Source organism: Subtercola vilae, from assembly GCF_004923255.1.
Lineage (GTDB): Bacteria > Actinomycetota > Actinomycetes > Actinomycetales > Microbacteriaceae > Subtercola > Subtercola vilae.
Genome location: NZ_QYRT01000005.1, coordinates 71,802 through 96,479, shown reverse-complemented (window position 1 = coordinate 96,479; position 24,678 = coordinate 71,802). Strand labels below are relative to the sequence as shown.

The following is a 24,678-nucleotide window of genomic DNA, read 5'->3' as shown; positions in this document are numbered from 1 at the left end:
TCCCACGCTAGTGTCGTTGGGTGCCTCCCGAACTCGACTTCGTCTCAGCGCAGCTGGCCCTCGATCCCCGACAGTTCATCGGCATTCCGATCGCGCTTGTCGGCGCGGTCTTCCTCTCGTTCGGTGCGCAGTTTCAGCACCGCGGTGTCAATAAGGTCGAAGCCGCGGGTCAACAGGTCACCGGCGGCCTCGACGTGCGGCAGCTGCTCGCTCTGCTGCGTCGACCCTCGTGGGTGTTCGGCAGCCTCATGCTGGGCCTCGCCATCGTCTTTCAGCTCACGAGCCTGAACTTCTCGCCCATCATCGTCGTTCAACCACTCGGCGCGGTGGCCCTTGTCATCACGTCGATTCTGAACTCACGGGTGACCAAGACGAAGCTGAATCGCCGGTCGGTCATCTCGATCGTCATGTGCGTCGGCGGGGTTGCCCTGTTCGTGCTGATTGCCGCCTTCACTGCCGTCGACCGGCCGGTGAGCGACCAGAACCTGGTCACCATTGTCATCGTGCTCGCTGTGGTTCTCGCGCTGTTCATTGCACTGTTCGTGCTGTTCCGCAAGCGCATGACGGCAATCGCCTACATTCTGGGCGCCGGAGTTCTGTACGGCTTTGTCGCAACGCTCGCCAAAGTGGTCATCAGCCGGCTGCAGCAGAACGACTTCGAGTGGCTCACCCTCACCTGCCTGGTGGGCCTACTGGCCGCTGCGGCGGCGGGTGCGTACTTCGTGCAGACCGCCTATGCCGTCGGTCCGCCCGACCTGGTGATCGCCGGTCTCACCGTTGTCGACCCGATGGTAGCCGTCGGAATCGGCATCATCGTGCTCGGCGAAGCATCGCAGGCTCCCGTTTTTGCGCTCGTCGGCTTTGTTCTCACAGGAATTTTGGCGATACTGGGAGTCTTCGGGTTGGCCAAATACCACCCGCAGAGCGAGCACTAGAGTAAGTTTTTTGCAAGGTGCATCCAGATACCGGATGCCCGGCCGACCGCCTCCGAACCAGAAAGACATCACTTGTCAGCTTCCTCCGCATCCGGTTCCTCCTCTGAGGCCGCGGAAGCCGTGAAGCCCTTGAAGATCGTCATCGGCGCAGACACTTTCACGCCGAACGTCAATGGCAGCGCGCGCTTCTCCGAACGCCTGGCCTCTGGGCTCGCCGCCCGCGGGCACGACGTGCACGTCGTCGCCCCGGCGGCATCCCGCCGACACGGCACGTGGACAGAGACCTACGACGGCCAAGACATCACCGTTCACCGTCTCCGCAGCTTCCGCTGGTACCCGCACGACTGGTTGCGCTGGGCCGAGCCGTGGTTCATCAACAAGAACTCAGACCGCATCCTCGACGACGTGAAGCCCGACGCCGTGCACTTCCAGTCGCACATCATCGTGGGTCGCGGCCTCTCGATTGCGGCCAAGAAGCGCGGTGTGCGCATCATCGGCACCAACCACTTCATGCCCGAGAACCTGCTCGAGTTCACCCTGCTGCCGAAGTCGTGGCAGGTGCGCGCCGTCGGTATGGCGTGGCGCGCCGCCAAGCGCACCTTCGGCCGCGCCGACGTGGTCACCACTCCCACGCAGAAGGCCGCAGACTTCCTCGAGAAGTACACGGGCCTCTCCGGCGTTCTGGCCATCAGCTGCGGAATCGACGCCGAGAACTACACCCCCGACTTCACCCCGCGAGAGGGCAACCACATTCTCTTCGTGGGCCGCATCACGGGCGAGAAGCAGATCGACGTGCTGATCAAAGCTGTCGCCCTGCTGCCGGCCGACCTGAACGCCAAGCTCGACATCGTCGGCGGGGGAGACCTGCTGAAGAATCTTGAGCACCAGGTCAAAGTGATGGATATCGAAGACCGCGTCTCGTTCACCGGCTACGTCACCGAAGAGGAGCTGCGCGCCTCCTACACGCGGGCCACCGTCTTCGCTATGCCCTCGATCGCCGAGCTGCAGAGCATCGCCACCATGGAGGCCATGGCGTCGGGCCTGCCTGTCGTCGCGGCGAACGCCATGGCCCTGCCGCACCTCGTGAAAGACGGCCGCAACGGTTTTCTCTTCGAGCCCGGCAATTCGCAGCAGATGGCTGACCAGCTCGAGTTCATCCTCCGCCTGCCGCAAGAAGAGCTCGACGCGTTCAAGAAGCAGTCTCTCGAGCTCATCGAGGCCCACGACCTGCAGCGCACCATCGTCACGTTCGAGAGGTTGTACCGCGGGGCATCCGATGTCGACGACGCAGCGATCGATGCCGAACTCAACGCCGAGACCCGCGCCGCGCTGGGATCGCAGCCCGATACCGTTCCGGGTGGCGCCGACCCTTCGCACCCCTGAACACCGCCACCGCCCAAACCCTGTATCGTTTATTCGCGGCAGCACTGCCGTTTCGGGGCGTTAGCTCAGCTGGTTAGAGCATCGGACTCATAATCCGTCGGTCGCGGGTTCAAGTCCCGCACGCCCCACTTCTCGCCCCTCGCTCCTCGCTCCTCTAGCCTCGCCACGCTGGTACCCCCAATTGGGGTGAGATTGGCGTTCGAAGCTCAGAAGTTGTTGACTCCGGCCGGGCGGGCCGCTAACGTGACGAAGGCTCGGTTAGCTCCTGCATGCTCAGGGGAGCCGGGCGACAGCCGACTTCAGGGGTAGACGAAGGTTCACGAATGACGTACCTGACACACGATGTTCCCGTAGCGAGTGGATTGATGCGAGTGGGCGAGTGGCGGCCCGACGAGGTCGATGCGCCGGTCATCCTAGCGCTGCACGGCATGACCTCCACCCATCACGTGTGGTCGACGCTTGCAGAGCAGCTGCCCGACGTGCGCATCATCGCCCCCGACCTGCGCGGCCGGGGCCTCAGCAACGATCTCACAGGGCCGTACGGGGTCGCCCAGCATACGAGTGATGCGCGGGCGGTGATGCGTGCGCTCGGCATCACGCGGGCCACCGTGCTGGGTCATTCGCTCGGTGCGTTCGTGGCTGTCGAACTGCTGGCGCGAGATGCAGCCGAGAGCTCGACCGGTGCTGCCGGGGGTGGTGTCTTCGAACGCGGCGTACTGGTCGACGGCGGGCTGCCCGTCACTGTGCCCCTGAACCACTCCGAGGCCGATCTGCTCGAGGCCGTTCTGGGTGCCGGGGCACGCGGGTTCACCCTGTCGTTCGCCGACCGCGCGATGAATCGCAAGTTCTGGAGTCTGCACCCTGCGCTCTCGGCCGCCTGGAGCCCCGCCCTTGCCGCTTACGCAGACACTCACGTCACTGAGTACCTCACCGCAGAGGGCGCGATCGAGTTGCAGTTGGCGGTGTCACCGGATGCCCTGGCCGCCGATTCACGTGAACTCTTCGGTAGCACGGCGGCGCGAGCTGCCCTCGATCGCGTACGGGTTCCGCTGACCGTGCTGACGGCCGGCCGCGGACTACTCAACGAATCGCCGGGCGTCTACACGCCCCGTGAGATCGACGGGTGGAAGCTCGAGCTGCCGCACGTGCGCTTTGTCGAACTCCACACTGTGAACCACTACACCACGGTTCTGGGCGAGCAGGGCGTTGCCGCTCTCGCCCACGCGCTGCAGCGCACTCTGCTTTCCAGCTGAGCCGTTCGCAGCCGAGCAGCCGACCCGCGGACCAGCTGACACGCTGACACGAATGCCACACTAACAGCGCTCCACTTCACCGCGACAGTAGTGCACCGCGGCGTCGCCGCACCAGCCCGATATCAGCGCGGACGACGCCCGCGCCGGGGCCGGTTGTCGTCGTACCCGCGTGCCACGAGCTCGCCGGTCGCACACCGGGCCTCCACATCGTCGAGCCATCTCCTGGCAGCAGAGGCGAGCAAGTCGTTCGCGTACGCAGCACTGGGAGCGAGCGCGCCGCCTTGTCCAGGCGAAGTCCACGCCGCGCGGTACGCCCGGATGAGCTCGCGGAGGCCGTCAGGAACCCCCGGCAGACTGGCGGCCAGTAGCACGTGCGCCACCATGGCCGACCACTCGGCCTCGACCGTGTGCCCCGCGAGCCAGGCCTCAGCCTCAGCCCGGCCGGCATCGGTGAGGCGGTAGAGGGGGAGTGCGTCATCCGTCACTCCGGCCGGCGCGACATAGCCGGCGATGGTGAGCCTGCTGAGGGTCGAGTACGTCTGGCCTACGTTGATGCAGCCGACCCGCGACGTGCGAGCCTCGATCTCGTGGTGCAACTGCAGGCCGTAGGCGGGGCCGAGGGTGAGAACCGCCAGCATGCTCGAACGAAGCGACACGGCGACACACCCTTTCTGACAATGCCCTACCGAGTATAGGGAGCGCCGCGTTGCAGCCTTGTGATTTACCGAGCGGGTGGGCATACTGGTTGCAGCTTGACGTGGCAGTAAGACTGCTGGCCGCGTCACAACTTCATACCGGTCACGCTTTGTTGGGCATCCATTCACGCCAGGTCGTTGGGGAAGACGTACCTCACGAATGGAGAAAACAAATGGTGGCATCAGTCGCACGCGGAGTGATCTATGTTCACTCCGCTCCTCGCGCGCTCTGCCCTCACGTCGAGTGGGCGGCAGGTCGCGCTATTGGTCGTGCAGTGAACTTCACCTGGATCGAGCAACCCGTACTGCGTGGCTCGCAGCGTGCAGAGTTCTACTGGGAGGGCCCTGCCGGCACCGGCGCAGCCATCGCCTCAGCCCTCCGCGGCTGGGAGCACCTGCGTTACGAGGTGACCGAAGACCCGGCTCCGGGCCGTGACGGCGGTCGATGGATGCACACTCCCGACCTCGGCATCTTCTTCGCCCAGACCGACAGCGCCGGCAACACGGTCATTCCCGAAGACCGTATTCGTTCGGCCATGGAAACGGCGGGCACCAACGCGCTGGAACTGCATCGTGAACTGCGCCTCGCCCTCGGCCAGGCCTGGGACGACGAGCTGGAACCGTTCCGTTACGCGAGTGACTTCGCCCCCGTCGTCTGGCTGCACTCCGTAGGCTGAGTTCACCACCTCGGCCCCACCCCACGCCACCCCACCCAAGCATCCACTCGGCGAAGTTTGCGGGTGCGACAGCCCGACACCCGCAAACTTCGCCGACCCGAAGTGGTGTGAGCGCTGGGGTCAGCGAATGGGGACAGGGCAGGCAGCCGACTAGAGGGTTTTGAAGGCCGCTACGGCGTTGTGGCCGCCGAAGCCGAACGAGTTGCTGATGGCGAGCAGGTCGCCGTCGGGCAGCTTGCGGGGCGACGTGATCACGTCGAGCCGAATGGCCGGGTCTTGCTCGGTGAGGTTGATGGTGGGCGGGGCGAGACGCTCGTAGAGCGCCTTGATCACGAAGATCGCCTCGATGGCGCCGGCACCACCGAGCAGGTGGCCCGTCGATGCCTTCGTGGCCGACACGGGAATGCCTTCGACAGCCTCGCCGAATACCCGGCGAAGCGCGTTGTACTCGGCGATGTCGCCGACGGGAGTGGAGGTGGCGTGTGCGTTGATGTGTGCCACGTCGGCGATCGAGAACCCGGCGTTGGTGATCGCCGCGATCATGGCACGAGCCGCCGCCGAACCCTCGGGGTCGGGCGCGGTGATGTGGTACGCGTCGCTCGTCACTGAGCCCCCGAGAACCTCGGCGTAGATGCGGGCGCCGCGGGCGACGGCGTGCTCGTAGGTCTCAAGAACGATGGCCGCGCCGCCCTCGCCGAGAACGAAGCCGTCACGGGTGACGTCGTAGGGACGCGACGCGGTGGCTGGGTCGTCGTTGCGCTTCGAGAGCGCCTGCATGGCGGCGAACGAGGCGATGGGCAGGGGGTGGATGCACGCTTCAGAGCCGCCCGCGATGATCACGTCGGCGAGGCCTGCCTGCAGGTGGTCGAACGCGTTGGCGATCGACTCGGTACTCGATGCGCAGGCCGAGACGTCGGTGCGGCTGAAGGCACGAGCGCCGATGTCCATGCTGATCGCGGCGGCAGCGCCATTGGGCATGAGCATGGGAACGGTCATGGGAAGCACGCGGCGGGGGCCACGCTCCCGCAGGGTGTCCCACGCGTCGAGCAGGGTCCAGAGGCCGCCGATGCCGGTGGCCCAGTCGACGCCGAGACGCTCGGGTTCGACCTCGGGTGAGCCGGCGTCAGCCCACGCCTCGCGCGCTGCGGTCAGCGCGAACTGACTGTTCGGGTCGAGACGCTTGGTCTCCTGGCGGGTGAGCACGTCGGCCGAGGGCACAACGGCCTGCGCCGCCATGGTGATGGGAACCTGCCACTTCTCAACCCACTCCTGCTCGAGGGTGCGGTTACCCGAAACGCCGCCGAGCAGTGCCTGCCAGCTCTCTTCAGCCGTTCCTCCGAGGGGAGAGGTGGCGCCGATGCCGGTGACGACGATTCTTTTGGTCATGAGAAGAGCTTCCTGTGGTTCAAGTCTGTCTGTGGTTCAAGTCTGTCTGTGGTTCAGGTCTGTCTGTGGTTCAGGAGGGTCTGTGGTTCAGGAGGGTCTGTGAGCACAGCGAGGAGGCCGGACGAGTGTCGCCCGGCCATCCTGCGGTCGGGTTCAGCCCTGGGCGTTGGCGATGAAGTGAACTGCGTCGCCGACGGTCTTGAGGTTCTTGACCTCTTCGTCGGGAATCTTGACGTCGAACTTCTCTTCGGCGTTGACAACGATGGTCATCATCGAGATGGAGTCGATGTCGAGGTCATCGGTGAACGATTTGTCCAGCTCAACCGTGTCGGCTGCGATACCCGTCTCGTCGTTGATGAGCTCGGCGAGGCCGGCAAGAACTTCTTCGGTGGACAATGCCATTATTTTTTCTCCTTGTGGTGTCATTTGAGGCGACATTCAGTTTAGGGCAGCACGACGACTTGGGCCCCGAAGACGAGGCCCGCGCCGAAGCCGATCTGCAGGGCGTAGCCGCCCGAGGCTTCCGGATGCTCGGAGAGCAGCCGGTGCGCAGCGAGTGGAATCGACGCCGCCGACGTGTTGCCGGTCGTCTCGATGTCGTGCGCGACGAGCACGTGTTCGGGCAACTTCAGCACTTTGGCGAACTCGTCGACAATGCGCATGTTGGCCTGGTGCGGGATGAACGCGGTGAGGTCGTCGGCGGTGATGCCCGCGACCTCGAGCGCCTGGCGCGCGACTTTCGCCATCTCCCAGACGGCCCAGCGAAAGACAACTTGGCCGTCTTGACGAAGGTGCGGCCACTCGTTGTCGCCGGCGCGGAAGCCCGCGTGGGTTCCGCTCATTCCCACGGCACCCCACTTCGAGCCGTCGGAGCCGAGGATCGAGCGTGAGATGCCCGGGAAATCGCTCGGGCCGACCACGGCAGCACCAGCACCGTCGCCGAGCAGAAAGGAGATCGAGCGGTCGGTGGGCTCCACGAAGTCAGAGAGCTTCTCAGCTCCGATGACGAGCACGTACTCGGCCACACCCGCGCGAATCAGGGCATCGGCCTGTGCAATGCCATACGCGTAGCCCGCACACGCCGCCTCGATGTCGTACGCGGCGGCAGTCTTTGCGCCCACTTGCTCTGCGACGAGGGTGGAGACCGAGGGGGTGACCACGGGGTTGCTGATGGTGGCCACGATGACGGCACCGATCTGGTCGGCACGAATGCCCGACTTCGCGATGGCCTCGATGCCGGCTTCGGTGGCGAGGTCGACGGCGGTGATGTCTTTCGGAGCACGCCGGCGTTCGATGATGCCGGTGCGCTGGCGAATCCACTCGTCTGACGAGTTGATCGCCTCGATCAGTTGGTCGTTCGGTACGACGAGTTCACCGCGAGCGGCACCCATCGCGTAGATGCGGGTGAACTCGTGTCCGTGTGACTGCTGCAGTGCGGGGCGGGGCATGCGCTTCTCTCAGGAATCGTGGGGTTAGGCGACGGCGCCGGTGAGGAGCTCGATAGCCGGTGGCAGGTCATCCGGTGTCTTGATGGCAACCGACGGCACACCCTTCAGACCCCGTTTTGCAAGACCGGTGAGGGCGCCGGCGGGCGCGACTTCGATGATACCCGTGACCCCGGCTGCTGCGAACGAGGCCATGCAGCGATCCCAGCGAACGGGAGACGAGACCTGGCCCACCAGCAGGCGCAGAAATTCGTCGCCGGAATCGACGACGCCGCCGTCGCGGTTGCTCCAGATGGGCAGTGTGGGGTCATGCGGGGTGAGCCCGCGGGCAACCTCGGTGAGCCGGTCGACAGCGGGTTGCATGAATCGGGTGTGAAAGGCACCGGCGACCTGCAGCGGGATCACCCGCGCGCCGCGAGGGGCGACCTGCGGCAGCTGCGCGAGGGCTTCGAGCGAACCGGCGACAACCACCTGGCCTCCGCCGTTGAAGTTGGCCGGCTGCAGGCCGAGCGCTTCGAGCACGCCCAGAAGCTCGCTCTCGTCGCCGCCCACAACGGCGCTCATGCCGGTGGGGGTGAGCGCTGCGGCCTCAGCCATGGCCAGCCCGCGCTCACGCACCAGCGTCACCGCGTCGACCTCTGTGAGAATTTCGGATGCTGCGGCAGCGGTGATCTCGCCCACCGAGTGGCCGGCCACACCGCCGACGAACGACCGTCGACCGTCAGCCAGAAGTGCCTTCAGCGCAAGCAGCCCGGCGGCCACGATGAGCGGCTGGGCCACTTTGGTGTCGCGGATGGTGTCGGAGTCGCTCGTGGTGCCGTGCTTCAGGAGGTCGAGCTCGGCGCAGTACGACAGCGCTTCGAGGTGCTCGCGAAACTGCGGTTCGGCAACCCACGGGTCGAGAAAGCCGGGGGTTTGTGAGCCCTGGCCCGGGCAGACGATCACGATCATGTTGTCAGTCTTTCAAGTGTGGAGGAGGAGTCGGTGGTGAGAACCAACCAACCTTTTCGAGTTTCGTTGTCGGTATCGACCAGGGCCGAACCGGCTTTGGTCAGGTGCGGCGGCGGGGAGCAGGGTCAGGGTCGTTCATCGACCCGAGAATCAGGGCCGACTGCAGAATGAGGGCCTCCCGGGCGCCGGTGGCATCCCAGCCGATGACCTGAGAGACGCGCTTCAGACGGTAGCGAACGGTGTTCGGGTGCACGAAGAGCTCGCGCGCGGTGCCTTCGAGCGACCGGCCATTGTCGAGGTAACACCACAGCGTGGTCATCAGTTCGGGGCTCTGGTCTTGCAGCGGCCGGTACACCCGGTTCACAAGAGTCGACCGGGCCAGCGGGTCACCGGCCAGCGCCCGCTCGGGAAGCAGATCGTCGGCGTACACCGGGCGGGGGGCGTTGCGCCACGATTTCGCCACGGCGAAACCGGCGAGCGCTGCCTTCGCGCTTCGGGAGGCCTCGACGAGGCTCGGCACCTCGTGGCCGAGAACCAGGTGGCCCGGGCCGAATCCGGGTTCAAGGGCGTTCGCGATCTGCATGAACGTCAGGGCTGGTTCGCTGGAAGCGGCAGTGGGCTGATCATCCGGAGGCAGGCCCGCAGGCTGCGAACGCCCGATGACCAGCACCAGTCTGCCGCCCTGAACACCGATGAGCACGTCGGCTGAGAGGTGGCGTGCGGTGCGGCGCAACTGGTCGACGTCGAGCATGCGGGGCGTTGTTCCGACGAGAACGCTCACCTCGCCGTGGCCGTGCCAGCCGAGAGCGGCGATACGGCTCGGCAGCTCGTCGTCGTACTCGCCGCTGAGAATGGAGTCGACAACGAGTGCCTCGAGCCGGGCATCCCAGAGCCCGCGCGCTTCGGCGGCTCGGGCGTACACATCAGCCGAGGCGAAGGCGATCTCGCGCGAATAGAGCAGGATGCCTTCGCGGAGGTCTTGGTCGGCACCGGCGACGCGCTGCTCGACCACCTCGACCACCACGCGGATGAGCTGGAGCGTCTGCTGCAGGCTCACCGAGCGGAGCAACTCGCGCGGCGCGGAGCCGAACACGTCTGAGGCGATCCACGTGGTGGTCGTGGGGTCGTCGTACCAGGTGATGAACGACTTGATGCCGGCCTGGGCGACGAGGCCCACGGCGGAACGCCTCCCCGGCGGCATGTCGCCGTACCAGGGAAGCGTTTCGTCGAGGCGCTTGATGGTCGCTGTCGAGAGTTCTCCCGACACCGTTCGCAGCCACGCAAGGGTCTGCTCTTTGGTTCTCGACATGGGGTGAAAGCGGTTAGCTCTCGCCGCCCGCCGAGCCAGAGGTGCCGGCCGACACGTCGTGCAGACGGTACTTGTCGATGGCCCAGGCCGGGGCGTTCTGGTCGACCTCGCCGCGGGCGGCGAGCTGCTCGAGAACACGAACGACAACCGAGGGGCCGTCGATCTTGAAGAACCGTCGGGCGGCCGGGCGCGTATCAGAGAACCCGAACCCGTCGGCACCGAGCGTCGCATAATCGCCGGGAACGAACTGGCGAATCTGGTCGGGCACGGCGTGCATGTAGTCGCTCACCGCGACGAACGGGCCCTGGGCGCCCGAGAGCTTGTTCGTGAGATACGGAACGTGGCGCTCGTCGTTCGGGTAGAGAAAGTTGTGCTCCTCGGCCAGCAGCCCGTCGCGGCGCAACTCTGTCCAGCTGGTGACCGACCAGACGTCGGCCGAGACGCCCCAGTCGTTCGCGAGCAGCTCCTGAGCCTCGAGAGCCCACGGTACGCCCACGCCCGAAGCGAGGATGTTCGCCTTCGGGCCTTGGCCGTTGCCGGCCTTGAGGTGGTGGATGCCGCGCACAATACCGTCGGCGTCGACGTTCTCGGGCTCGGCCGGCATGACCATCGGCTCGTTGTAGAGCGTGATGTAGTACATGACGTTCGGGTCGGTGTGCGTTCCGCCGTACATCCGCTCGAGGCCCGAGCGCACGATGTGCCCGATCTCGTACCCGTACGCGGGGTCGTACGACACCACGGCGGGGTTGGTGGAGGCCAGCAGGTGGGAGTGGCCATCCGCGTGCTGCAGGCCCTCGCCGGTGAGCGTGGTGCGGCCAGCGGTTGCGCCCATGATGAACCCGCGGGTCATCTGGTCGCCCGCGGCCCAGAGGGCGTCGCCCGTGCGCTGGAAGCCGAACATCGAGTAGAAGACGTAGACCGGGATGAGCGGTTCGCCTTGCGTCGAGTACGAGGTGCCCGCTGCGGTGAACGCTGCCACCGCGCCGGCCTCGTTGATGCCCACGTGGATGATCTGGCCCTGGGGGCTCTCTTTGTAGGCGAGCAACAGGTCGCGGTCGACACTCGTGTAGTGCTGGCCGTTCGGGTTGTAGATCTTCGCGCTCGGGAAGAACGCATCCATGCCGAACGTGCGCGCCTCGTCGGGGATGACGGGAACCACGCGGTTGCCGAAGTCCTTCGAGCGCGTCATCTCTTTCAGAAGACGCACGAACGCCATGGTCGAAGCGATCTCCTGCGTACCGGAGCCCTTCTTCATGATGGCGTAGGCCGAGTCGTCTGGCAGCGTGAACGCGGTGTGCTTCGTGCGACGCTCTGGCACGTAGCCGCCCAGTGCGCGGCGACGCTCGTGCATGTACTCGATGGCCTCGTCGCCGGGGCCCGGGTTGTAGTACGGGGGAGTCCAGTGATCGTTCGCCTCGAGCTGCGCGTCGGTGATCGGAATGCGCATCTCGTCGCGGAACGCCTTGAGGTCGGGCAGAGACATCTTCTTCATCTGGTGGGTGGCATTGCGGCCGGCAAAACCCTTGCCGAGGCCGTAACCCTTGATGGTGTGCGCGAGGATGACCGTGGGCTGGCCCTTGTGCTCGCTCGCGGCCTTGAACGCGGCGTACACCTTGCGGTAGTCGTGGCCACCGCGCTTCAGACCCCAGACCTGATCGTCGCTGTAATCCTCGATGAGCTTCAACGCACGCGGATCGCGCCCGAAGAAGTTCTCGCGAACGTACGCGCCGTCTTCGGTCTTGTACGTCTGGAAGTCGCCATCCGGAGTCTGGTTCATCAGCTTGAGCAGCGCACCGTCGGTGTCGTTCTGAAGCAGCGAATCCCATTCGCGCCCCCAGATTACCTTGATGACGTTCCAGCCGGCACCGCGGAAGAAGCTCTCGAGTTCCTGGATGATCTTGCCGTTGCCGCGCACAGGGCCGTCGAGGCGCTGCAGGTTGCAGTTGATCACGAAGTTCAGGTTGTCGAGGCCCTCATTGGCCGCGACCTGCAGCTGGCCGCGACTCTCGACCTCATCCATCTCGCCGTCGCCGAGGAATGCCCAGACCTGCTGGTCGCTGGCGTCTTTGATGCCGCGGTTGGTCAGGTACTTGTTCGCCTGAGCCTGATAGATGGCATTGATCGGGCCGATACCCATCGACACCGTCGGGAACTGCCAGAACTCCGGCATGAGACGGGGGTGCGGGTATGAGCTCAGCGCGCCACCGTGGTGCGACTTCTCCTGGCGAAAACCGTCGAGCTGGGTCTCGCTCAGCCGGCCCTCGAGAAACGCGCGGGCGTAGGTGCCGGGGGAGGCGTGGCCCTGCACGAAGATCTGGTCGCCACCGCCCGGGTGGTCTTGGCCGCGAAAGAAGTGGTTGAAGCCCACTTCGTAGAGGCTCGCGCTCGAGGCGTACGTCGAGATGTGGCCACCGACGGCGATGCCGGGGCGCTGGGCGCGGTGCACCAGCATTGCCGCGTTCCAGCGGATCCACGCACGGTAGCGGCGCTCGACATCTTCGTCGCCCGGGAATTCGGGCTCGTTCTCGGGAGCGATCGTGTTGATGTAGTCGGTGGTGGGAACCATCGGAACGTTCAGGTGCAGATCTTTGCTTCTCTTCAGCAGGCTCAGCATGATCTCGCGAGCACGCCCGTGGCCACGCTCTGCGACCAGCGCATCGAGCGATTCAGACCATTCGGCGGTTTCATCGGGATCGGAATCGATGTTCGTCACCGAATAGGGGTCTTGATCGTTGACAGTCAACGTCAACCTCTCTCTTTTGGGTTGTAGAGATCATTCAACTGGAGGCCCTCCGGTTCACGGAATGCACACCACCGACAAGCCTAACGAATCTGTCAGACCAGATTCGCCCTCCGGGGCAGCGATCGGTCGGTTTCGAGGTTTAGACTGGCTGTTTGGGTCTGGCGGGCAAGTTACCCGTCGCCGAAAGGATCGCCTCTATGGCACTCGAAAACGACACGTGGGCACCCGACTTCGAACTGTCGAACCAGTACGGCGAAAAGGTTCGTCTCAGCCAGTTTCGTGGTGTGAAGCCCGTTGTCCTCGTCTTCTACCCACTCGCTTTCTCCGGTGTCTGCACCGGTGAGTTCTGCCAGCTCGAAGAGAACATCGCCCTGTTCAACGACCAGCACGTCGAACTGCTCGGAATCTCCGTCGATTCCAAGTCGTCGCTTCGTGCCTGGAGCGACCAGCGTGGGTTCGACTTCAACCTTCTGGCCGACTTCTGGCCCCACGGCGGCGTCGCAAAGGAATACGGCGTCTTTCTCGAGGGCAAGGGTTTCTCGAACCGTGCGACCTTCGTCATCGACACCAAGGGCATCATTCGCGCCAGCTTCATCACCGCCCCGGGCGAGGCCCGTTCGATTGAGGCCTACCGCGCCGCCCTCGAAGAACTCGAGCCCGCCGCGGTCTAGTATGCTTTCAACGCGTCTTCGGGCGTGAAGGGCCTTTAGCTCAGCTGGTAGAGCGCCACGTTTACACCGTGGATGTCATCGGTTCGATCCCGGTAGGGCCCACTTCAGCACAGGCATCCTTTCAGCATGGGCGTCCGTTCAGCATGGGCGTCGGACGCGACGCAGGTGTTTCCGTCGGGGGACTTTCGGCCCTGTTCGGGGAGCTGATCCGGGGCATCCTTGACGTTCGGGAGCACCGCATCAGGCAGTGCTCCTGTCAACAGCGAGAGCCGGTACGAATGTTCGTCGCACTCCGTGATCTGAGGTTTGCCAAGGGCCGCTTCATCCTGATTGCCGCTGTCGTCGCCCTCATCACCCTCCTCGTCGGCTTTCTCGCCGGCCTCACCGCTGGCCTCGCCAACCAGAACATTTCCGCGGTGCTCGCACTGCCCGCCGACCGGGTCGTGTTCTCGCAACCCGCTGACGGCAACAGCCTGAGCTACTCCGACTCAGCCATCACATCGACGCAGGCCGCGACGTGGTCGAAAACCTCAGGAGTGAGCGCGGTGCATCCGGTCGGTATCAGCCAGACCAAGCTCTTTGCGGGTTCACGGCAGGCCTCCGTCGCCCTTTTCGGCGCCGACACCTCCTTCGGATCGGCCGTACCGACCCGGGACGGCCACATCACCGTACCGGAGACTGCCGCTTCGACCCTGCATGTTGTAGCGGGCGGCACGATCACCCTCGACGGCGACGTCTACGTCGTCGATGCCGTGACGACGGACGCATGGTATTCGCACACGGCCGTCGCCTGGGTCTCACTGGCCGACTGGCAGAAGACCGCCAGCGCCTCCGGCAACCCCGACGCCTTCGCCACCGTTCTCGCGGCCGACGGTACAGACAGTGGCTTTGCGGCCGCCGACCTGGCCGCCGACACCACCTCCCAGAGCCTGGTCGGTTCGCTGACCGCGCTCTCCGCGTTCCGCTCGGAGATCGGGTCGCTGCTGCTGATGGTGGCGATGCTGTTCGGTATCTCGGCGCTTGTCGTGGGCGCGTTCTTCACGGTGTGGGGCATGCAGCGACAACCTGACGTGGCCGTTCTGAAAGCGCTCGGGGCATCGAACAGAATGCTTGTCACCGACTCGCTTGGCGAGGCGGCTCTTGTGCTGGTTGTGGGGGTGGGAGTCGGGATCGGCGCGACGGCAGCTTTCGGAGCCGTTGTCGGCGGTGTTCTGCCCTTCATTCTGGCCTGGTACACCACTCTCGCCCCGGCTGTCGCGATGATCGCCCTCGGGCTGTTGGGTGCGGCGTTCGCTCTTCGTTCGGTGACGCACGCCGACCCTCTGACCGCTCTGGGAAGCAACCGATGATCACCCTCTCGAATGTCACCCTGACCTACCCGGACGGGGCCAGCAGAATCATCGCCGTCGACAACGTCTCACTCGCCGTCGCTCGCGGGAGTGTTGTGGGGCTCAGCGGCCCGTCGGGTTCGGGTAAGTCGAGCCTGCTGGCCGTCATCTCGACCCTCATCCGGCCCGACTCCGGGTCGGTGCGCATCGATGATGTGGAGGTGACGGGGCTCTCGCTCTCAGAGCGTGCCGAGCTGCGCCGCGATCACCTCGGGATCGTCTTCCAACAGTCGAACCTGCTGCCGGCGCTGACCGCTCTCGAGCAGCTGTTGGTCATGGAGAAGCTCGGGGCCAGAACGCCAAGAGGGGGAGCGAGCAAGGCGGAGACGCGGCGTCACAGCCGTTCGCGTGCCATGGACCTGCTGGCAGCGGTCGGAGTCGAACGGCAGGCGCACAAGTTCCCGGCGATGCTCTCCGGGGGTGAGCGCCAACGCGTGAACATTGCCCGAGCCCTGATGAATGACCCCACCGTATTGGTTGTCGACGAACCGACCAGTTCACTGGATCAGGCGAGAGGTACGAGCATCCTGAACCTCATCACCCGACTCACGATCGAGCAGAACACCGCAACCGTGCTGGTCACGCATGACGAGCAGCAACTGCAGCGCTTCGAGACCTACTACGTGATGGTCGATGGGGTTGCGACCCGTCAGACGCTCGCTGCCGACGCTCAGCAGACACCCCCACCCGCATTGTTGACGACCGGAATCAGTGGTATTCCCATCCGTATTCCATGATGTTGCTTCTGGTAGTTGTGGCGCTGACCAGTCGCTTTACCCGTCGAGACCGACGGCGATGCACGTAGTCCGCGGTCGCAGGACGATTCGCAGGACCTTCGGCCCCATCGGAGAGAGCGCATCCGGGAAGGGTGGTGGTATGACCGACAGTGCTCGTTCCTCTGCCCCAGTGCCTCGCCCAGCGGTGCCCTATTCCCGGGTGTCGGCGTCTTTTCGACGAAAGTCATCGTCGACGGCCTGGCGTGCATTACTGGTTCTGCTGTACTTCGGTGCCGCTTCCTCGTTCGCGGGCGGATGCCTCGGCGCAATCGCAGACGGCGGGCCGATACCGCTTGCATACCTGGCAGACACACCGTTCACTTCATACCTCATCCCGGGTCTGCTGCTCGGCGTGGTTGTCGGCGGCACCCAGTTGGCAGGCGCTATCGCTCTACAGAGGGGCAACGCAGCCAGTCTTTTGTGGTGTGCGGTCGCGGGGTTCGGGATGATGGTGTGGATCTTCATCGAGATCGCAATGATCCGGCAGTATTCGTTTCTGCAGAGCATCTACTTCGGGCTCGGCGTTCTCGAACTCGCCTTGGTGCTCGCCTTGTTGGGGATCGCCCCCGCGGTAGTCGCGCGGCGGTTGCCCTCCCGTACCGGCACGGGTCGCCAGTAGCAATGTGGGAACACTGCTGGTGGCAACAGTTCGAAGGTGCACGTTCGGAACGTTCCGGTACTCCTTACCCGCAGGGCGTGTGTACTGCGCCTCCGCTGTCGCTGACGGGGGCTCAGCGCTGAAGACTCTCCGAATGGTAGTCGTGAGCGCTCACGCTGGAAGGCAGCAAGCGGGCGTCGGCATCAACAAATCCGGGCCCAGCCGAGCCGCAACATCCATCGAGCCGTCAAGCGCAGCCTAGCTTTGTGATTGACGTGTTCAGCCAAGGAGACTGTTGACGTCTCGCCGCATGGTCTGTGGGTAGTCGGTCGTGCTGGTGCCGAGTCTCACCATCATCTGGATCGTCTGCCCGTCGGGTGCGTACTCGGCGCGGATAGCGTCATACGGTGCGGCCATTGACGGGTACTCCTGAAGTACTTGGCTGAGGGGCTGCATCACGAGGCCGAGCGAGCGGGCACGGAGCGAGAAATTGCCGTAGAGGATGCCCGCCGAAACCTGCTCCGTGCGAGTATTGCCTGCCGTGCTGATGAGGGCGTAGTTCGGCGTGTGTGCCACGGCCGCGGCTGTCGAGTCGATTGAGCGCTTGGCGCCAGTCGCATCGTCGTTCAGTGCTGGATCGATCGTGATCATGCCCTGAATTAGATACTTCATGAATCCGCTGGTTCCCTGCCCCTCGACCGCGAAACCCGATCTCTCCTCGTTTTTGGCCGATTCGGTTGCGTAGAACAACCTGTCGAACTCTTTCGTCGCTGCGTCGTACTGCGTCTCGATGAGAGTCCCCTCGGTGCCGAACGCTGCGAAAGCCGCAAGATCTTTCGGCTTGTCGTAGATCGTCAGGGCCGCCCCGGAGCTAGCGGCGAGGCGGCTGAGCTCAGCCGACTGATTCGCTGTCACGGGAGCTGGGGTGTACGGGCTTCGGTTGGTGTCGGACAGAAAAAGCGAACCGTAGTCGGTCGACTCTGTCGACAGTGATTTCGTCAAGGTGATCTTCGCAACGGGAACGGCGCGCATGCTCGAGGCAAGGTCTGTTTCGTCGTACGCCCCCTGCGGAAACAGGTCGAAGGTGCTGCTGTATCCGAGATGAAGGGCCGAGACGCGCAGGTATGACAGGAACGTGCCCTGCGAGAGCATCGTTTGGCGATCCTCCGGGTCGACGGCGGGCGTCAGCCGGGAGGGGTCGGCGTAGAGGTAGAGCACGTCGGGGTCTGACGGGTCGAGCCGGATGGTCCATGGCTGCATGTTATGGCTGCTCGGTGCCAGCAGCGCTTGCGCGGCAACCTGCATCCGAGGATCAGCGAACTGCCCTGCGTACTCTCTGCTCCACGGTTGGAGGTAGTTCGCCGGCACGAAGAGGCCGCCGACCGTCAGAACGACGAGAAGTACGACACCCAACCCGCCGATCACCGACGCCACACTGATGAGCACGATCTTCTTACCACGCTGTCGCCTTATTCCCATGGACACCACTGTGTCGGATGCGCTACTCACCAGCAGAGTCGAAGGTCCCACCGAACAGATAAGTGACCACGATGATCGCAAGAGCACAGTGTTCCTCACCTGCGCTGCTTCGTGTCACCGACTGATCTGTGTGCCGGCGAGCCCGTTGACGACCGCTTCTGCATCGTCGAGGCTGCCGATTGCGGCGCGGCAACCGGTCTCTCGGACGAAGGCGGTAGCGGCGGTCACTTTTGGTCCCATCGAGCCCGAGCTGAAGTGTTGGGCATCGAGCTCGTCCGCTGTGGTTTCGAGAATGGGGTGTTGCTGCGGCGTGCCGTACCCTCGCATCACGGCGCTGACATCGGTGAGGATGATGAGGCGGTCGGCTGTGAGGGTGATTGCAAGGAGGGCGGCGACACTGTCCTTGTCGATGACTGCGTTCACCCCGATGAGCTGGCCGCGAGTTCGTACGACGGGTACGCCTCCGCCACCGGCGCCGATCACGATCATTCCGGCGCTGAGGAGGTTTCCGATGACGCCTTGTTCGATGATGTCGATGGGTGCGGGGGAGGGCACGACGCGTCGCCAGGTCACCTCGTCGGTCACGAACGTCCAGCCGTGTCGCTTCGTCAGGGTGTGGGCGTCGTGCGCGGAGTAACTCGGTCCGATTTGTTTGGTCGGATGCTGCCATGCCGGGTCGGCTTCGTCGACGACGGTCTGGCAGACGAGCGAGACAACGGGTTTGGTTGACTTCGCGTTGAAAAGGGCACGTTGCAGCCAGAGACCGATCAGGCCCTGGGATTCAGCGACCATGTCCCCGAGCGGGTAAGGGGTTGCGATGGCCTCATCTGTCACGTTCTCGGCGGCGAGCAATCCCACTTGCGGGCCGTTTCCGTGAATGAGGAGGAGTTCGTGTTGTGCTGCGAGGCGCACAAAAGCTGGCGCGGCGGCCGCCAGGCGCCGGGTTTGGGTCAACGCCTCTGGGGGTTCGCCTCGGCGAAGAAGCGCATTGCCTCCCAGGGCGACGACGAGTCTCACTGTCTGCCGTCCGTATCTTCAGGCAGGAGAGAGGCGAGCATGAGCGCTTTGATGGCGTGCACCCTGTTCTCTGCCTGGTCGTAGACACGAGACGCCAGGGATCGGCGGCCGTAGAGCGCCCGTCTTCCTCTGGGTCTTCAGCAGCGCAGCAGCTGCGAACGGTCGTTCGTAAGCCGCCCGGGTCAGGTCTGTGCCTTTCAGCAGATGACTGATCGCGGCAACATGTATTGCCGTCTGCGTCATGACCGCGCCTCCTGGTCTGCAGGATCGCGCTGGATCGGGCACGACATGCACCGTGAACCGCCTCGCCCCCGGCCGAGTTCGCCGCCTGCGACTGTGATCACTTCGATTCCATTCCTTCGCAGCAGCGTGTTCGTGGTGACGTTCCGGTCGTAGCCGATGACGACACCCGGTTCGACGGCAAGGTAGTTGTTGGCGTCGTCCCATTGCTCCCGCTCCGCCGCACGAGTGTCCTCCGTTGCTGACAGTACGTGAACCTCAGACACGTCAAGGGCTTCGGCGATGAGCTCGAACAGATCCTGTTCGGGGCCGACGATGAGGGAAGACTCTCCGGGCAGACCTGCCGGGGCGATTGTTCGGCCACGGAGATCCGTCTGGCTGAGGTTGGGATAGAGAACGAAGGTGTCGATGTCGATCATCGTCATCACCGTGTCCAGGTGCATCATCGCGTGGGATTTCGGTAACTCGACGGCAATGATCGAGGTTGCCTGCCCGGCCTTGAACAGTGCTGAGGCGAGTAGCTCGACGGCCATTGGTGTTGTTCGTTCTCCCATACCGATCAGTACGGCCCCGTTGCCGAGAACATGGATGTCGCCGCCTTCGATACTCGATCGGGTGCGCGTCTCGTCGATGTTGTACTGAAGGAACGGGTCACCGCTGAAGAGCGGATGGAACGAGTACACAGCCCGCACATGGTCTGTTTCACGCACCCGCGCCGGCTTCGCCATCACGTTGACGTTCACTCCGCCGTAGATCCACGCCGAACTATCCCTGGGAAACAAGGAGTTCGGAAGAGGCGGAATCAGAAAGCCATCCTTGTCAAGACTGTCGAAATACAGACTCAACCCGGGTGGTGTCGGCACGTCTTCAGGGAGAAGACCACCGGTCAGCATCCCGGTAAGCCGGCGAGGTTCTTGATCGTCGAGGAAGCTGCGAAGGTAGGGAGCGAAAGAGGGCCCGAACGAATCTGTCGTGCAGACCCGTTCGAGCACGAAGTTGCGTGCCTCGGCGACGTGCAGGGCCTGGCTGAAGAGGTCGTCGAAGTGATGCACCACGATTCCGCGTGAGGCGAGCGCATCGGCGAAACCGTCGTGCTCGGAACGTGCGCGCGACGGCCAGAGCACATCGTCGAACAGGAGCTGTTCGCGGTTCTCGGGGGTCAGCCGGTTCAACTCGGTTCCCGGCCGGTGGATGATGACCTGACGGAGCCGTCCGACCTCCGAGTGGACCCCCAAGCCACGAACGCTCGCTGGATCAGCCGGAGCGGCCATCCTGATCGGCGCGGGTGCAGGGGTAGTGAGGGTCGTCATGAGATTTGCTCCAACTCCGGTGCATCCGTCGCTGCGTTGCTTGCGATGGCGTCGGGTGCGGCGTTGGGCGCGCCGACGGAGAGCGTGCTGGACAGGGGCGCGGGACTTTCGGCGCCGTACCCGTTCTTCTTCGACGCGCGAAGCCAGATGTAAAGCGGAATACCGAGTAGGAAGCAGAACACCCCGTAGTAGGCGGCTTGAGCGCCTGTTCCGGCGAGGGCCCAGAAGGTGAATGCCAAAGCGACCCCGGCTATCGTGACGTCTTTCGCGAAGTGCGGCCAGGAGGTCTGCCGGCGGTGGGTGACGAGCCAGAACACTTGGGCTGCGGCCGAAAACATGTAGGGGATGACCGAGGTGAAGACGGTCAGCAGCAGAACGGTCGTGAACACGTTGGAGAAGTTCGTGTAGGCCAGAACGGTCAGCAGCGTCGCGAGAATGGTGGAGGCCAGGATGCCGAAGATCGGAAGCCCGCGACGTTCACGAGCGAAGGCGCGGGGGAACATACCGTCTTTCGCTGCGGCATTCGGCATCTCACCAACGATGAAGGTCCAACCGACCAGGCAACCAAGGCCCGACACGATCGCTGCAACAGCGATGATCTGGCCCCCGAGGTCGCCGCCGAACATCGCGTTCGCGGCGTCGCTGAACGGTGCCGTGGATGTTCGAAGCGCCTGGTTGCTGACGGTACCGAAAACGGCGAAGGTACCCAGAATGTAGATGACCGCGCAGATGACGGTGCCCCAGACGGTCGCCCGGGCAATGTTCTTCTTCGGGTTACGCACACGGCCGGCGGCCACGGAGGCGGTCTCGATTCCGAGGTACGCGAACAGGGCGATGGCGCCTGCCCCGGCGATGGCGCTCCAACCGTCGGTTCCGGAGGAATTGAACGCTCCGAAGTTTTCTGCCTTGATGAAGAAAAGGCCGACGAGTGCGATGAATACGAGCGGCACCACCTTCAAGATAGTGAAGATGACTTGTGCTGCGCCGAGGGTTCTGATGCCGACAACGTTGATCAGCACGGGAATCCAGAGACCGATGGTGGCGATCACGATCGACCACCCGATGTTGTGGTCGGTGTTGACGAACACCTCGACGTATCCGGTCAACGCGACGACGATCGCGGCGTTGCCAGCCCACGCGGTCACCCAGTACGACCAGCCGTTGATGAAACCGGCGAAGTCACCGAATGCGTCCCGGGCGTACAAGTAGGGGCCACCGGAGCCGGGGATGCGTGCGGCAAGCCGGCCGAACACCACCGCAAGTGCCAACGCACCGACAGTCACCAACGCGAATGCGACCAAACTGATTGGTCCGAACATGGCCAGCGCTGCGGGGATCCCGAACACGCCGGTACCGATCACAGAGCCGATCACGAGAGCCGAAGCGGTTGGCAGGCCCAGACTGCCCGGCGTTGCAGGCTTCCGGGGTGGGCGGGACTCCTTTGTTGTCTTCATGCCCCGATCATCCAGCGTCGCGCCAAGCGGCATAGAGGCTTTAGTCCCGGGAACCACCACCGTCCGCGGCAGCGCATCCGGAAACGGATCAGCAGATCGACGATGTCAACCCGGCTGTGTGAGCCGGCTGCAGAGTGAACGTGTACGGATTCGAACAATCCGATCCGGCGACAGATGTGGCCTTGACCCAATCGGACCCAATCGGACCCGATTCCCCGAATCGGACGTCCATCGCGGCTGTGTGTGGGCTGGGAGTGGGCGGCAAGGGTAGGCTGCCCGACCTATCTTTCCCGAGGACCGCCTGCCTAACGTGGCCACACACAGCAGCTGCTGTCTACTTCTGATCGGAGATGCACATGACTGACGCGCCCACGCCACCCACCACCACGACGGATTCGGGAATCCCCGCCACCAGCGATGAGTACTCGCTGACCGTTGGGCCCGCAGGCCCGATTGCGCTCCACGACGCGTACGTGGTGCAGAAGATGCAGCAGTTCAACCGGGAACGCACACCCGAGAGGGTCGTGCACGCCAAGGGCACTGGGGCCCATGGTTATTTCGAGGTCACCGACGATGTGTCGTGGTTCACAAAAGCCGCGTTCCTCGGCGAGGTAGGGAAGCGCACGGAGATGTTCGCCCGGTTCTCGACCGTCGCCGGTGAGCAGGGCTATGCCGACACGGTGCGTGACCCGCGCGGCTTCGCTTTGAAGTTCTACACCGAGGAGGGCAACTTCGACATGGTCGGGAACAACACGCCCGTGTTCTTCGTGCGCGACCCCTCGAAGTTCCAGGATTTCATCCGCTCGCAGAAGCGGCTCCCCGACACGGGGCTCCGCGACAACAACATGCAGTGGGACTTCTGGACCCTCTCGCCCGAGAGCGCGCACCAGGTGACCATCCTGATGTCCGACCGCGGTACGCCGAAGTCACTTCGCACAATGAACGGTTACAGCAGTCACACCTACTCGACGATCAATGCGGCTGGCGAGAAGTTCTGGGTGAAATGGCACTTCAAGACCGAGCAGGGCCCGGAGAACTTCACGGATGCCGATGCCAAGGCCATGACAGCGACCGACCCCGACTACCACCGTCGCGACCTCCGGGCCGCGATCGATCGGGGTGAGCATCCGGTATGGCGGCTCGAGATGCAGGTGATGCCGTTCGCCGACGCGGCGAAATATCGCTTCAACCCGTTCGATCTCACGAAGGTGTGGCCGCACGAAGACTACCCGCCGGTGCAGGTGGGCCGGATGGTGCTCGACCGCAATCCGGAGAACTTCTTCGCCGAGGTCGAGCAGTCGAGCTTCTCGCCCGCGAACCTTGTGCCCGGCGTCGGGCTGAGCCCCGACCGGATGCTCATGGGCCGGGTCTTCTCGTACCACGACACGCATCTGCACCGCATCGGCACGAACTACCAGCAGCTCCCGATCAACGCGCCGAAGGCCGAGGTGCACACCTACAGCAAAGACGGTGCCATGGCCTACAAGCACTCAGGCGCTCAGCCTGTGTACGCCCCGAACTCGTTCGGTGGCCCGGTTGCTGATCCGCAGAGAGGTGCCGATCTGACGTGGTGGGTCGAGTCGGGTGAGCTCGGCCGTTACGCCTACGAGAAGCACTCCGAAGACGACGACTTCGGTCAGGCCGGGTCGCTCTATCGGAACGTGATGGACGACACCGACCGGGAGCACCTCGCTGCCAACATCGTCGGCCACGCCAGCGATGGTGTGACGTCTGAGATGCAGCAACGCGTTATCGAGTACTGGACCCTGGTGGATGCCGGACTCGGCAAGAAGGTCGCCGACGGGCTTCGGGCCGCAGCACCGGCAGTGTGAGGCGTCGTGGGGACCTTTGACTCTATTCGACGATCCACAGGAAGGGCACAGTGGACGCATGGACATCAACGGACGCACCCACCCTCTCATCGTCGTCGGTGTCGACGGCTCGCGATCTTCTGTCGCTGCACTCGCATTCGCGAAAGAGTACGCAGAGAGGAGGCATGGGCGCCTTCGAGCAGTGTCAGTATGGAGCTACCCCATCTCCTACAACCCGCTGCCGGTGACCTGGTCTCCGAAGAAGGACGCAGAGTTCCAGCTCCGGATGGCCTCCAAGGAGGTCTTCGGGCACGTTCTTCCCGATTGGTATGAGCAGGCCGTGAGAGAAGGGTCCGCCGCCCGGAACCTCCTCGACGAGAGTCGCACCGCCGATGCTCTCATCGTCGGCAGTCGAGGACACGGCGGTTTCGCTGGCCTGCTCCTGGGCTCCGTGAGCGCGCAGTGCGCCGCCCACTCGCAGTGCCCGGCCATCGTCATCCACGCCGACCACACCGCTGCAGGCGTAGGCTCCGATCAGACCGAGCACCCGCTGTCAGCGCGGGGCGGTGCGCTGGTGGTCGGGTACGACGGCTCAGCGAATGCCGACGACGCTCTGGCGTGGGCGCTGGCCGCGGCAGAAGATCTCGGCGCACCCGTCACGGTCGTTCGCACGTGGAGCATCGACCGCATCCCCCGAGAGTCCAGCGACGAATTCGGTCATGGTCACTCATTCGATGACGTGACAGCGCAGGTGCGCCGCGACCTCGTCTCTGAGACTCAGAGCCTCATCGACGCGCATCCGCGAGTCGCTGTCACTCTGCAGGCAGCACTGTCGCAGCCTGCCGAGGAGTTGATCAGAAGATCGAAGGACGCCTCGATGGTGGTCGTCGGCTCACGCGGCCGTGGTGGATTCGTCGGGCTTCTCCTCGGTTCGGTCAGCGCCGAATGCGCCTCGCACGGGATGTGCCCCGTTGTCGTTGTGCCTGCTGGTTCACGCACCGGGAGCCGGGCGGCGCTCAACGTGGCCGCCGTAGATGGATGACGCACCAGGGCCACCGCCGACTGTGATCCTCCGCTACGCGTCAATCCGTGTCTCTTCAGGTGAGGGCGTGATGAATTCCAAATCGGACATCCGCCTGCAGGGGAAAAGAGCACAT

General features: G+C 64.3%; 21 protein-coding genes and 2 tRNA genes. 12 read left to right on the top strand and 11 right to left on the bottom strand.

The features are described 5' to 3' along the window. The first annotated feature begins 20 nt into the window (after positions 1 to 20). The 4 genes from D4765_RS03865 (at position 21) to D4765_RS03850 (ending at position 3,571) form a co-directional block, all read left to right on the top strand. Positions 21 to 935, top strand: coding sequence for a DMT family transporter (locus D4765_RS03865; protein ID WP_136640902.1), 915 nt, complete (start codon positions 21 to 23; stop codon positions 933 to 935). A gap of 72 nt (positions 936 to 1,007) precedes the next feature. Next, positions 1,008 to 2,318, top strand: coding sequence for a glycosyltransferase (locus D4765_RS03860; RefSeq protein ID WP_237280240.1), 1,311 nt, complete (start codon positions 1,008 to 1,010; stop codon positions 2,316 to 2,318). Positions 2,319 to 2,372: 54 nt separating this feature from the next. Next, positions 2,373 to 2,446 (top strand) — tRNA-Ile (locus D4765_RS03855). A 195-nt stretch (positions 2,447 to 2,641) separates the two neighbouring features. Beyond that, complete coding sequence (locus tag D4765_RS03850) at positions 2,642 to 3,571, top strand: alpha/beta hydrolase (RefSeq protein ID WP_161580350.1); 930 nt, start codon at positions 2,642 to 2,644, stop codon at positions 3,569 to 3,571. Positions 3,572 to 3,693: 122 nt separating this feature from the next. Here D4765_RS03850 and D4765_RS03845 read toward each other — a convergent pair whose 3' ends face one another. Beyond that, positions 3,694 to 4,227, bottom strand: a complete 534-nt coding sequence (locus D4765_RS03845) for a PadR family transcriptional regulator (protein WP_161580349.1) — start codon at positions 4,225 to 4,227, stop codon at positions 3,694 to 3,696. 212 nt (positions 4,228 to 4,439) lie between these two features. Here D4765_RS03845 and D4765_RS03840 point away from each other — a divergent pair, with 212 nt between their 5' ends. Next, on the top strand, positions 4,440 to 4,943 hold the full coding sequence (locus D4765_RS03840) for a DUF3145 domain-containing protein (protein WP_136640899.1): 504 nt from the start codon (positions 4,440 to 4,442) through the stop codon (positions 4,941 to 4,943). A gap of 150 nt (positions 4,944 to 5,093) precedes the next feature. On the opposite strand, the gene D4765_RS03835 is transcribed toward D4765_RS03840, so the two are convergent. From D4765_RS03835 to aceE, 6 genes are all read right to left on the bottom strand, one after another. Beyond that, positions 5,094 to 6,329, bottom strand: a complete 1,236-nt coding sequence (locus D4765_RS03835) for a beta-ketoacyl-[acyl-carrier-protein] synthase family protein (protein ID WP_136640898.1) — start codon at positions 6,327 to 6,329, stop codon at positions 5,094 to 5,096. A 153-nt stretch (positions 6,330 to 6,482) separates the two neighbouring features. Beyond that, on the bottom strand, positions 6,483 to 6,731 hold the full coding sequence (locus D4765_RS03830; protein WP_136640897.1) for an acyl carrier protein: 249 nt from the start codon (positions 6,729 to 6,731) through the stop codon (positions 6,483 to 6,485). A gap of 41 nt (positions 6,732 to 6,772) precedes the next feature. Further along, positions 6,773 to 7,777: a beta-ketoacyl-ACP synthase III gene (locus D4765_RS03825; RefSeq protein WP_136640896.1), complete on the bottom strand. Its 1,005-nt coding sequence runs from the start codon at positions 7,775 to 7,777 to the stop codon at positions 6,773 to 6,775. A 24-nt stretch (positions 7,778 to 7,801) separates the two neighbouring features. Beyond that, a complete protein-coding gene (locus tag D4765_RS03820) occupies positions 7,802 to 8,725 on the bottom strand; it encodes an ACP S-malonyltransferase (RefSeq protein ID WP_136640895.1) in 924 nt (307 codons plus the stop codon). A gap of 100 nt (positions 8,726 to 8,825) precedes the next feature. Continuing rightward, positions 8,826 to 10,034 (bottom strand): PucR family transcriptional regulator, encoded by a 1,209-nt coding sequence (locus D4765_RS03815; RefSeq protein ID WP_136640894.1) that lies wholly within the window; start codon positions 10,032 to 10,034, stop codon positions 8,826 to 8,828. Between the two features lie 13 nt (positions 10,035 to 10,047). After that, complete coding sequence (gene aceE, locus D4765_RS03810; protein ID WP_136640963.1) at positions 10,048 to 12,777, bottom strand: pyruvate dehydrogenase (acetyl-transferring), homodimeric type; 2,730 nt, start codon at positions 12,775 to 12,777, stop codon at positions 10,048 to 10,050. 197 nt (positions 12,778 to 12,974) lie between these two features. Here aceE and D4765_RS03805 point away from each other — a divergent pair, with 197 nt between their 5' ends. The 5 genes from D4765_RS03805 (at position 12,975) to D4765_RS03785 (ending at position 16,231) form a co-directional block, all read left to right on the top strand. Beyond that, positions 12,975 to 13,448 carry a peroxiredoxin gene (locus tag D4765_RS03805; protein ID WP_136640893.1) on the top strand — a complete coding sequence of 158 codons (474 nt, stop codon included), beginning with the start codon at positions 12,975 to 12,977 and terminating at the stop codon, positions 13,446 to 13,448. A 29-nt stretch (positions 13,449 to 13,477) separates the two neighbouring features. Beyond that, positions 13,478 to 13,550, top strand: a tRNA-Val gene (locus D4765_RS03800). Positions 13,551 to 13,726: 176 nt separating this feature from the next. Beyond that, on the top strand, positions 13,727 to 14,797 hold the full coding sequence (locus tag D4765_RS03795) for an FtsX-like permease family protein (protein WP_136640892.1): 1,071 nt from the start codon (positions 13,727 to 13,729) through the stop codon (positions 14,795 to 14,797). Next, positions 14,794 to 15,573, top strand: coding sequence for an ABC transporter ATP-binding protein (locus D4765_RS03790; RefSeq protein ID WP_136640891.1), 780 nt, complete (start codon positions 14,794 to 14,796; stop codon positions 15,571 to 15,573). The genes D4765_RS03795 and D4765_RS03790 overlap by 4 nt, the downstream gene beginning before the upstream one ends. A gap of 139 nt (positions 15,574 to 15,712) precedes the next feature. Then, positions 15,713 to 16,231 (top strand): hypothetical protein, encoded by a 519-nt coding sequence (locus tag D4765_RS03785; RefSeq protein ID WP_136640890.1) that lies wholly within the window; start codon positions 15,713 to 15,715, stop codon positions 16,229 to 16,231. A 258-nt stretch (positions 16,232 to 16,489) separates the two neighbouring features. On the opposite strand, the gene D4765_RS03780 is transcribed toward D4765_RS03785, so the two are convergent. From D4765_RS03780 to D4765_RS03765, 4 genes are all read right to left on the bottom strand, one after another. Then, positions 16,490 to 17,689: an Acg family FMN-binding oxidoreductase gene (locus tag D4765_RS03780; protein ID WP_136640889.1), complete on the bottom strand. Its 1,200-nt coding sequence runs from the start codon at positions 17,687 to 17,689 to the stop codon at positions 16,490 to 16,492. A gap of 114 nt (positions 17,690 to 17,803) precedes the next feature. Next, entirely contained in the window at positions 17,804 to 18,706 is a 903-nt protein-coding gene (locus tag D4765_RS03775; RefSeq protein WP_136640888.1) for a carbamate kinase, read from the bottom strand. A gap of 239 nt (positions 18,707 to 18,945) precedes the next feature. Continuing rightward, positions 18,946 to 20,256: an arginine deiminase gene (locus tag D4765_RS03770; protein WP_201799220.1), complete on the bottom strand. Its 1,311-nt coding sequence runs from the start codon at positions 20,254 to 20,256 to the stop codon at positions 18,946 to 18,948. Next, positions 20,253 to 21,710 carry an amino acid permease gene (locus D4765_RS03765; RefSeq protein WP_136640887.1) on the bottom strand — a complete coding sequence of 486 codons (1,458 nt, stop codon included), beginning with the start codon at positions 21,708 to 21,710 and terminating at the stop codon, positions 20,253 to 20,255. Before D4765_RS03765 ends, D4765_RS03770 begins: the two co-directional genes overlap by 4 nt. Before the next feature lie 356 nt (positions 21,711 to 22,066). Between D4765_RS03765 and D4765_RS03760 the strand changes: the two genes are divergently transcribed. Together D4765_RS03760 and D4765_RS03755 are read left to right on the top strand one after the other, a co-directional pair. Further along, positions 22,067 to 23,542 carry a catalase gene (locus tag D4765_RS03760; RefSeq protein ID WP_136640886.1) on the top strand — a complete coding sequence of 492 codons (1,476 nt, stop codon included), beginning with the start codon at positions 22,067 to 22,069 and terminating at the stop codon, positions 23,540 to 23,542. Positions 23,543 to 23,600: 58 nt separating this feature from the next. Further along, positions 23,601 to 24,563, top strand: coding sequence for a universal stress protein (locus D4765_RS03755; RefSeq protein WP_161580348.1), 963 nt, complete (start codon positions 23,601 to 23,603; stop codon positions 24,561 to 24,563). Positions 24,564 to 24,678: the final 115 nt, after the last annotated feature.

Excerpts from the sequence above, each read along its gene's own strand:
- D4765_RS03850 (WP_161580350.1), top strand. The coding sequence starts at position 2,642 with ATGACGTACCTGACACACGATGTTCCCGTAGCGAGTGGATTGATGCGA.
- D4765_RS03840 (WP_136640899.1), top strand. The coding sequence starts at position 4,440 with ATGGTGGCATCAGTCGCACGCGGAGTGATCTATGTTCACTCCGCTCCT.
- D4765_RS03835 (WP_136640898.1), bottom strand. The coding sequence starts at position 6,329 with ATGACCAAAAGAATCGTCGTCACCGGCATCGGCGCCACCTCTCCCCTC.
- D4765_RS03830 (WP_136640897.1), bottom strand. The coding sequence starts at position 6,731 with ATGGCATTGTCCACCGAAGAAGTTCTTGCCGGCCTCGCCGAGCTCATC.
- D4765_RS03825 (WP_136640896.1), bottom strand. The coding sequence starts at position 7,777 with ATGCCCCGCCCCGCACTGCAGCAGTCACACGGACACGAGTTCACCCGC.
- D4765_RS03820 (WP_136640895.1), bottom strand. The coding sequence starts at position 8,725 with ATGATCGTGATCGTCTGCCCGGGCCAGGGCTCACAAACCCCCGGCTTT.
- D4765_RS03815 (WP_136640894.1), bottom strand. The coding sequence starts at position 10,034 with ATGTCGAGAACCAAAGAGCAGACCCTTGCGTGGCTGCGAACGGTGTCG.
- D4765_RS03805 (WP_136640893.1), top strand. The coding sequence starts at position 12,975 with ATGGCACTCGAAAACGACACGTGGGCACCCGACTTCGAACTGTCGAAC.
- D4765_RS03795 (WP_136640892.1), top strand. The coding sequence starts at position 13,727 with ATGTTCGTCGCACTCCGTGATCTGAGGTTTGCCAAGGGCCGCTTCATC.
- D4765_RS03790 (WP_136640891.1), top strand. The coding sequence starts at position 14,794 with ATGATCACCCTCTCGAATGTCACCCTGACCTACCCGGACGGGGCCAGC.
- D4765_RS03785 (WP_136640890.1), top strand. The coding sequence starts at position 15,713 with ATGACCGACAGTGCTCGTTCCTCTGCCCCAGTGCCTCGCCCAGCGGTG.
- D4765_RS03780 (WP_136640889.1), bottom strand. The coding sequence starts at position 17,689 with ATGGGAATAAGGCGACAGCGTGGTAAGAAGATCGTGCTCATCAGTGTG.
- D4765_RS03770 (WP_201799220.1), bottom strand. The coding sequence starts at position 20,256 with ATGACGACCCTCACTACCCCTGCACCCGCGCCGATCAGGATGGCCGCT.
- D4765_RS03765 (WP_136640887.1), bottom strand. The coding sequence starts at position 21,710 with ATGAAGACAACAAAGGAGTCCCGCCCACCCCGGAAGCCTGCAACGCCG.
- D4765_RS03760 (WP_136640886.1), top strand. The coding sequence starts at position 22,067 with ATGACTGACGCGCCCACGCCACCCACCACCACGACGGATTCGGGAATC.
- D4765_RS03755 (WP_161580348.1), top strand. The coding sequence starts at position 23,601 with ATGGACATCAACGGACGCACCCACCCTCTCATCGTCGTCGGTGTCGAC.